The organism is Nonomuraea sp. NPDC001684, from assembly GCF_053596515.1.
Window position 1 is genome coordinate 25913 of sequence record NZ_JBSFGJ010000063.1, and the last position, 6067, is coordinate 31979.

Consider the following 6067-nt stretch of genomic DNA (forward strand, 5'->3'; position numbering starts at 1 on the left):
TGGGAGGGTTCGGAACGTGGTCCCTGCCCTCACCCTGGCCGGGTGCGTCGCGCACGAGTTGCTCGAACGCCAGACCGCCAAGCTGGCCAGGCAGCTCGTCCGCGGCTTCGCCGAGGAGATCCCGCTCTACCGGCGGCTGCCGAGGGAGGAGCTCGACGGCGAGATCACCGTCATCACCGAGCACAACCTGCGGCTGATCGCCCGCATGTTCCGCGACCGCCGCCCGCCCACCAGGGCCGAGCTGGCCCCGCTGCGCTCGTCGGCGGCCCGCCGGGCCCAGGAGGGCGTGCCGCTGGAGGCCCTGCTGGCCGCCTACCACCTGGGCGCGCGCAAGGTGTGGGAGCACCTGTTCGCCGCGGCCACGCCCGCCGACTTCGCGGACGTGCTGACGGCCAACCGCCTGATCCTGCTCTACACGGAGTCGGTGACGGCCGCCGTGTGCACCGCGTACCTGGAGGAGCGCGAGGGGATGCTCAGCCACGAGCAGCACGCGCTGCACGCCGCCGTGTCCGCGCTGCTCGGCGGCGACCGGGCGGCCCTGGCCGGGGTCCGGCTGGCCCCGCGCTACCTGGTGCTGGCGCTCGCCGTGGGCCGGCATCCCGACGAGGAGAGCGACGAGCCGGGCGGGTCGATCGCGGGCCGCCGCAAGCTCCACCGGATCAGGACGGCGCTCCAGCGGGGCGCGGCCGAGCCGGTGCTGTCGGTGCTGGACACGACGGGCGGCCTGGTGTTCGTGCCCATCACCGGCGAGGACCCCGACTGGTACGAGGTCGGCGAGACGGCCGCCGCGATGGCCAAGGCGGCCGGCGTGCCGGTGTGGGCGGCGGCCGAGATCGCCGCGCCGCCCGGGGTGCCGGAGGCGGTCAAGCTGGCCGAGGAGGTCCTGGAGGTGGTGCGGGTCTTCGAGCAGCCGCCGGGCGCCTACCGGCTGGCCGACGTGCTGCTGGAGTACCAGCTCACCCGGCCGAGCCAGGCCACCGCCGTGCTCGCCGGGCTGCTCGACCCGCTGCTCGACAACCCCGACCTGCTCAGGACGCTCACGGTCTACCTGGACACCGGCCTCGACCGCCGCCGTACGGCCGAGCTGCTGCACGTGCACCCCAACACGGTCGACTACCGCCTGCGCAGGGCCGTCAGCCTGACCGGCCTCGACCCCGTGGACCCGGCCCACCTGCAACGCATCGGCGCCGCCCTGGCCGCCAGACGACAGCACCGCAAGTGAACGGGAGCCGCCCCCGGGCGGGGACGGCTCCCGTCGCGCGATTCGGAGCGTTCAGACCCCGGACACCGCGGCGGTCACCACGGTGGCGAAGTTCCGCATCCCGAGACCGTTGGGGTGGAACGGGGCGGCGGGCGAGGCCGGCACGTACGGCTCGATCCAGCGCACGCCGGGAGCCTTGCACGGGTCGTGGCCCACGCTCGGCGTCTGCAGGTCGACGAACGACACGCCCGCGGCGGCGGCCTGCTCGGCCAGCATCTGGTTGAAGTACTGGAGCGTGGCGCGGATGTAGTTGGCGTCGGCCTTGATGATCGGGACGGTCGGGTAGCAGCCGTTCGGCGGGGCGTAGGTGGCGTAGCCGACCATGAAGATCCGGGCACGCGGGGCGCGGGCGCGGATGTCGGTCACCAGCGTGGTCAGCTTGGGCCGCAGCGCGTCGGTCTTGACCCGCCAGGAGTCCTGGCCGTCGACGACGTAGTCGTCGTTGCAGGCGTCGCCGATGGGCGGGGGCAGCAGGTTGAGGCAGTCCTCGATGAAGCCGGTCAGGCCGACGTCGTTGGCGCCGATCTGCACCGTGACCAGGGTGGTGTCCGAGCTGAGCGCGTCGAGCTGGGGCGCGACGCTGCCGAGGTCGGTGCCCTGGGAGTTGTACATGTCGCGGGTCTTGGCGCCGGAGCAGGTGACGTCCCTGAAGGTGGCGGCGCCGATGGCCTGGGCGGTCAGATGGGCGTAGTTGTGGTCGGAACGCCAGCACCCGAGGTCGGGCACGACCTGGTTGGGCACCAGGGGACCCGACGCGGCGGAGTCGCCGAGCGCCACGTACACCTCGCCCTGGGCGGCGTGTGCGGGCGGCACGACGCCGAGCGCCAGGGCGGTCGCGGAGAGCAGGACGAGCAACCGTCGGACCATGGAGGACTCCTTCGGCGGAGGGTGGGGGGTGCGATGGCCGTGCCGGTCAGCGGCTCCGGTGACGGAGGCCGGGCCGGTCAGCGGCCCCGGTGGGGTGAAGCCGTGCTGGTCAGCGGCGGAAGGGCCCGGTCACCTCGTACGTGATCCCCCCGGTCCCGGCGGTCTCGCCGCTGGTGCCGCGCTGGGAGGAGAAGTAGAGCCGGGTGCCGTCGGGGGAGAACGCGGGGCCGGTGATCTCCGACTTGGCCTGGCCGTCCAGGCGCATGACGGGGGCGACCACGCCGTCGGGGGTGATGATGTTGATCTCCATGTTGCCGCCGTCCTCGGCCACGTACAGGTCGCCGGACGGGCGGCCGGTGATGTTGTCGACGCCGTCGAGGGTGCCGCCGCCCTCGTAGACCGCGGTGACCGTCTGCCGGGCGGTGTCGTAGGCCCAGACCTTGCGGTCGCCCTTGGCGGTGAAGTAGCAGATCCCGGCGGCGTAGTGGCAGCCCTCGCCGCCGCTGAAGTGCCGGGCCGCGGAGACCTGGTGCCTGGTCTGGGTGTCGAAGACGCCGGGCGTCGCGTCGGGCACGGGCCGCCACTCGACGCTGTCGCCGCCGATCCCGCAGAGCACGTCGAGCCGGCCGCTGGACAGGTCGCCCCAGGTGGTGGGGGTGAAGCGGTAGAAGCAGCCGTCGCCCTCGTCCTCGGTCAGGTAGACGACCTTGTGGTCGGGGTCGCAGGCCGCGGCCTCGTGCTTGAACTTGCCCATCGCGGGGCGCTGCTGGGCGGAGCGGTTGCCGTACGGGTCGGTCTCGTAGACCTTGCCGCGGAAGATCTCCTCGCAGGACAGCCAGGTGCCCCACGGGGTCGCGCCGCCCGCGCAGTTGAGGTTCGTGCCGCTCAGGATCCGGTACGCCCGGTCGATCGAGCCGTCGGCCCTGAACCTGATCGCCGAGGTCCCGCCCACGAGCGGCACCTCGGAGTTGGACACGTAGATCCAGCCGGAGCCGTCGGCGAAGCACGCGCCGCCGTCAGGAGCGGGGTGCCACAGCGTGCCGCCGACGACCCGGCCCGACCTGGCCACCACCCGGCCGGTGAAACCGGCGGGCAGCGCCATGCCGTTGGCGTCCGGGGCGCCGAGCGGCCCGTACGGGCTCACGCCCGCGCCCGCCGCGGAGGCGACGGCGTCGTGCCACATCGCCCCGGAGAACGCGACCGCCGCGGAGACGGTCCTGATGAACGTACGACGGCGCATCATCACTCCACGTGGCTCGCGTCGTTCGAGGTCGTTTGAATTCGCAGACATGACGATGAGCCCTGCTCGTCCTTCTGTGAACTGGACAGGGCGGTAAATCCGGACGGTCAAATCTGTGACGCCTCACAAATCTGGGCGGCATTCCGCGAAGCCGATTGACGGCGGCCCCGGCGCGATCCACCATGGCCCGACCCCCCGGCCTCGATCAGCCCCCGAGGTGCCCGTGCGCGTGCTTCCCCGTCTCCTCACCGTCCTCGCCCTGGCCTGCGCGTCGCTCGCGGCCCCGACGGCGTCACCGGCTTCGGCGGTCCCCGAACCGTCCGGCTGCGACCCGATCGATCCGGCGGCCTGCCTGCTGCCGTTCCCGAACGACTGGTTCACCGTCGCCGACCGGGGCACCGACACGGGCCGCCGGGTGGCCTTCGCGGCCGGGTCCATGCCGGTCTCGGTCGCCGGCGTGCCGATCGCGCCCGCCGAGTGGAACAGGAACGACGGCTTCTCGCCGGGCTCGATGCTGCTGGCCAGGGTGCCGGGGCTCGACCTGGCCAGGACGGGCGCCGCGCCCATCACCGACATCGGCAGGTCGCTGGACCGGGACGCGCCTGTCGTGCTGCTGGACACCGTGACGGGGGAGCGGTGGCCGTACTGGGCCGAGCTCGACGCGAACGCGCCGGCCGACCGCCAGGCCCTGATCGTCCGCCCGGCCCGCAACCTGAGCGAGGGCCACCGGTACGCCGTCGCCCTGCGCGACCTCCGCGACGCCGCCGGCGCCCCGATCCCGCCGAGCCCCGCCTTCGCCGCGGTCGCCGGGCCGCCCCTGCCGCCGGACCACGAGCTGCACGACCGTCAGCGCCGCCTCCAGCCCGCGCTGTCCGCGCTGCGCCGCGCCGGCATCGGCACCCGCGGCCTCTACCTGGCCTGGGACTTCACCGTCGCCAGTGCGCGCGGCCTGGCCGGTCCCGCGCTGGCCATGCGCGACGACGCCCTGCGCACGCTGCGCGGCCGCGCGCCCGCCTTCGAGGTCACCTCGGTCACCGACCTCACCCCCGAGCAGGACGCCCAGATCGCCCGCCGGGTCGAGGGCACCTTCCGCGTGCCGAGCTACCTCGACCGGCCCGGCGGCCCGCCCGGGTCGGCGCTCAACCGCGGCCCGGACGGCCTGCCGGCCCGCCTGCCCGGCAACGAGCAGGTGGCGCCCTTCCGCTGCGAGATCCCCCGCGTCGCCTTCGACCGCCCCGCCCGGCCCTCCCTGTACGGCCACGGCCTGCTCGGCAGGCACTCCGAGGTGGGCGCGTCGAACGTGAAGACCATGGCGCAGGAGCACGGCTTCCTCTTCTGCGCCACCAAGTGGATCGGCATGGCCGACGAGGACATCCCGAACGTCGTCTCCGTCTTCACCGACATCTCCCGGTTCGGCACGATCCCCGACCGCACGTTGCAGGGCTTCCTCGACTTCATGTTCCTGGGCCGCGCCATGACCGCCCCCGACGGCTTCGCCGCCCACCCCGCCTTCCGCACCGCCGGCGGCCGCCCGCTGATCGACCCCCGCCACGGCCTGGTGTACGACGGCAACAGCCAGGGCGGCATCCTGGGCGGCGCGCTGGTCGCGCTGTCGAAGGACATCGAGCGCGGCGTGCTCGGCGTGACCGGCATGAACTACAGCACCCTGTTCAACCGCAGCGCCGACGCCGCCCCCTTCCAGGCCGCCTTCGACCGGGCCTACCCCGACAAGCTGGACCAGCAGCTCATCCTGGCGCTCATGCAGATGTTGTGGGACCGCGGCGAGGCCGACGGCTACGCCGCCCACCTGACCGACCGCCCCTACCCGGGGACGCCGCGGCACCGGGTGCTCATGCACGTGGCCTTCGGCGACCACCAGGTGGCCACGGTCACCGCCGAGGTCGAGGCCCGCACCGTCGGCGCCCGGCTGCTGACCCCGGCCCTCGCCCCGGGACGCAGCCCGGACGTCGTGCCGTTCTGGGGCATCCCCGGCATCCGCGGCCGGGCCCATCCCGGCTCGGCCCTGGTGATGTGGGACAGCGGCGCCCCCGCGCCGCCGCTCACCAACACCCCGCCTACGCAGGGCGAGGACCCGCACGAGAAGCCGCGCAGGACCCCGGCCGCCCAGCTGCAGAAGTCGGTGTTCCTCAAGACCGGCGTGGTCGCCGACGTCTGCGAGGGGCCCTGCGTCACCCGGTGACGCCGGGCCGCCACATGGGCCAGAACAGCGCGCCGTCGGGCAGCGCGAACGGCTCCTCGGCCTGGTAGCCGTGCCTGGCGTACAGGTCGCGGCTGCGGGCGCTGCTGGCCTCCAGGTAGGCGGGCGCGCCGTCCAGCAGGGCGTGGTGGCGGCGCAGCAGCGCCGAGCCGAGCCCCCGGCCCTGGTGGTCCGGGTGCACGGCCAGGAACGCCAGGTGGTGGTACGGCGGCTCCGGGTGGTGCCGTTCGAACAGCTCGTCCAGCACCCGGAAGCGGTCGGCCCACCTGCCGGTGGCGGCGGTCAGGCGGCGGTCGTAGTCGGGCGGCTCGGGCAGCGGCGCGTCGGCGGTGTGCGTCAGCCAGACCGCGACCGCGCGGCCCTCGTCGAGCAGGTCCACCTCGCCGTGCTCGATGGCGTGCGAGACCAGGATCAGGAAGTCGGCCACCATGATCTCGTGCCGCCCGGCCGGCTCGGGCACCAGGTACGACACCGCGGGCAG

Annotated in this window: 5 protein-coding genes; 2 read left to right on the forward strand and 3 right to left on the reverse strand. The window is 73.9% G+C overall.

Translation table 11 applies throughout. The features are described 5' to 3' along the window. The first annotated feature begins 16 nt into the window (after window positions 1–16). A complete protein-coding gene (locus ACWCSD_RS15155; protein ID WP_397155635.1) occupies window positions 17–1222 on the forward strand; it encodes a PucR family transcriptional regulator in 1206 nt (401 codons plus the stop codon). 51 nt (window positions 1223–1273) lie between these two features. On the opposite strand, the gene ACWCSD_RS15160 is transcribed toward ACWCSD_RS15155, so the two are convergent. Continuing rightward, entirely contained in the window at window positions 1274–2128 is an 855-nt protein-coding gene (locus ACWCSD_RS15160) for an SGNH/GDSL hydrolase family protein (RefSeq protein ID WP_397155637.1), read from the reverse strand. A gap of 109 nt (window positions 2129–2237) precedes the next feature. Further along, window positions 2238–3368, reverse strand: a complete 1131-nt coding sequence (locus ACWCSD_RS15165; RefSeq protein ID WP_358291832.1) for an alkaline phosphatase PhoX — start codon at window positions 3366–3368, stop codon at window positions 2238–2240. Window positions 3369–3597: 229 nt separating this feature from the next. Between ACWCSD_RS15165 and ACWCSD_RS15170 the strand changes: the two genes are divergently transcribed. Further along, the gene (locus ACWCSD_RS15170) at window positions 3598–5568 is read left to right on the forward strand and encodes a hypothetical protein (RefSeq protein WP_449915374.1); all 1971 of its coding nucleotides are present in this window, start codon (window positions 3598–3600) and stop codon (window positions 5566–5568) included. Here ACWCSD_RS15170 and ACWCSD_RS15175 read toward each other — a convergent pair. Then, the coding region (locus tag ACWCSD_RS15175; RefSeq protein WP_449915376.1) for a GNAT family N-acetyltransferase at window positions 5558–6067 on the reverse strand (510 nt) is incomplete at its 5' end. The two genes, ACWCSD_RS15170 and ACWCSD_RS15175, sit on opposite strands and share 11 nt — an antisense overlap.

Bases quoted from the DNA above. Each gene is read 5' to 3' on its own strand.
- ACWCSD_RS15160 (WP_397155637.1), bottom strand. From the start codon at position 2,128: ATGGTCCGACGGTTGCTCGTCCTGCTCTCCGCGACCGCCCTGGCGCTC.
- ACWCSD_RS15165 (WP_358291832.1), bottom strand. From the start codon at position 3,368: ATGCGCCGTCGTACGTTCATCAGGACCGTCTCCGCGGCGGTCGCGTTC.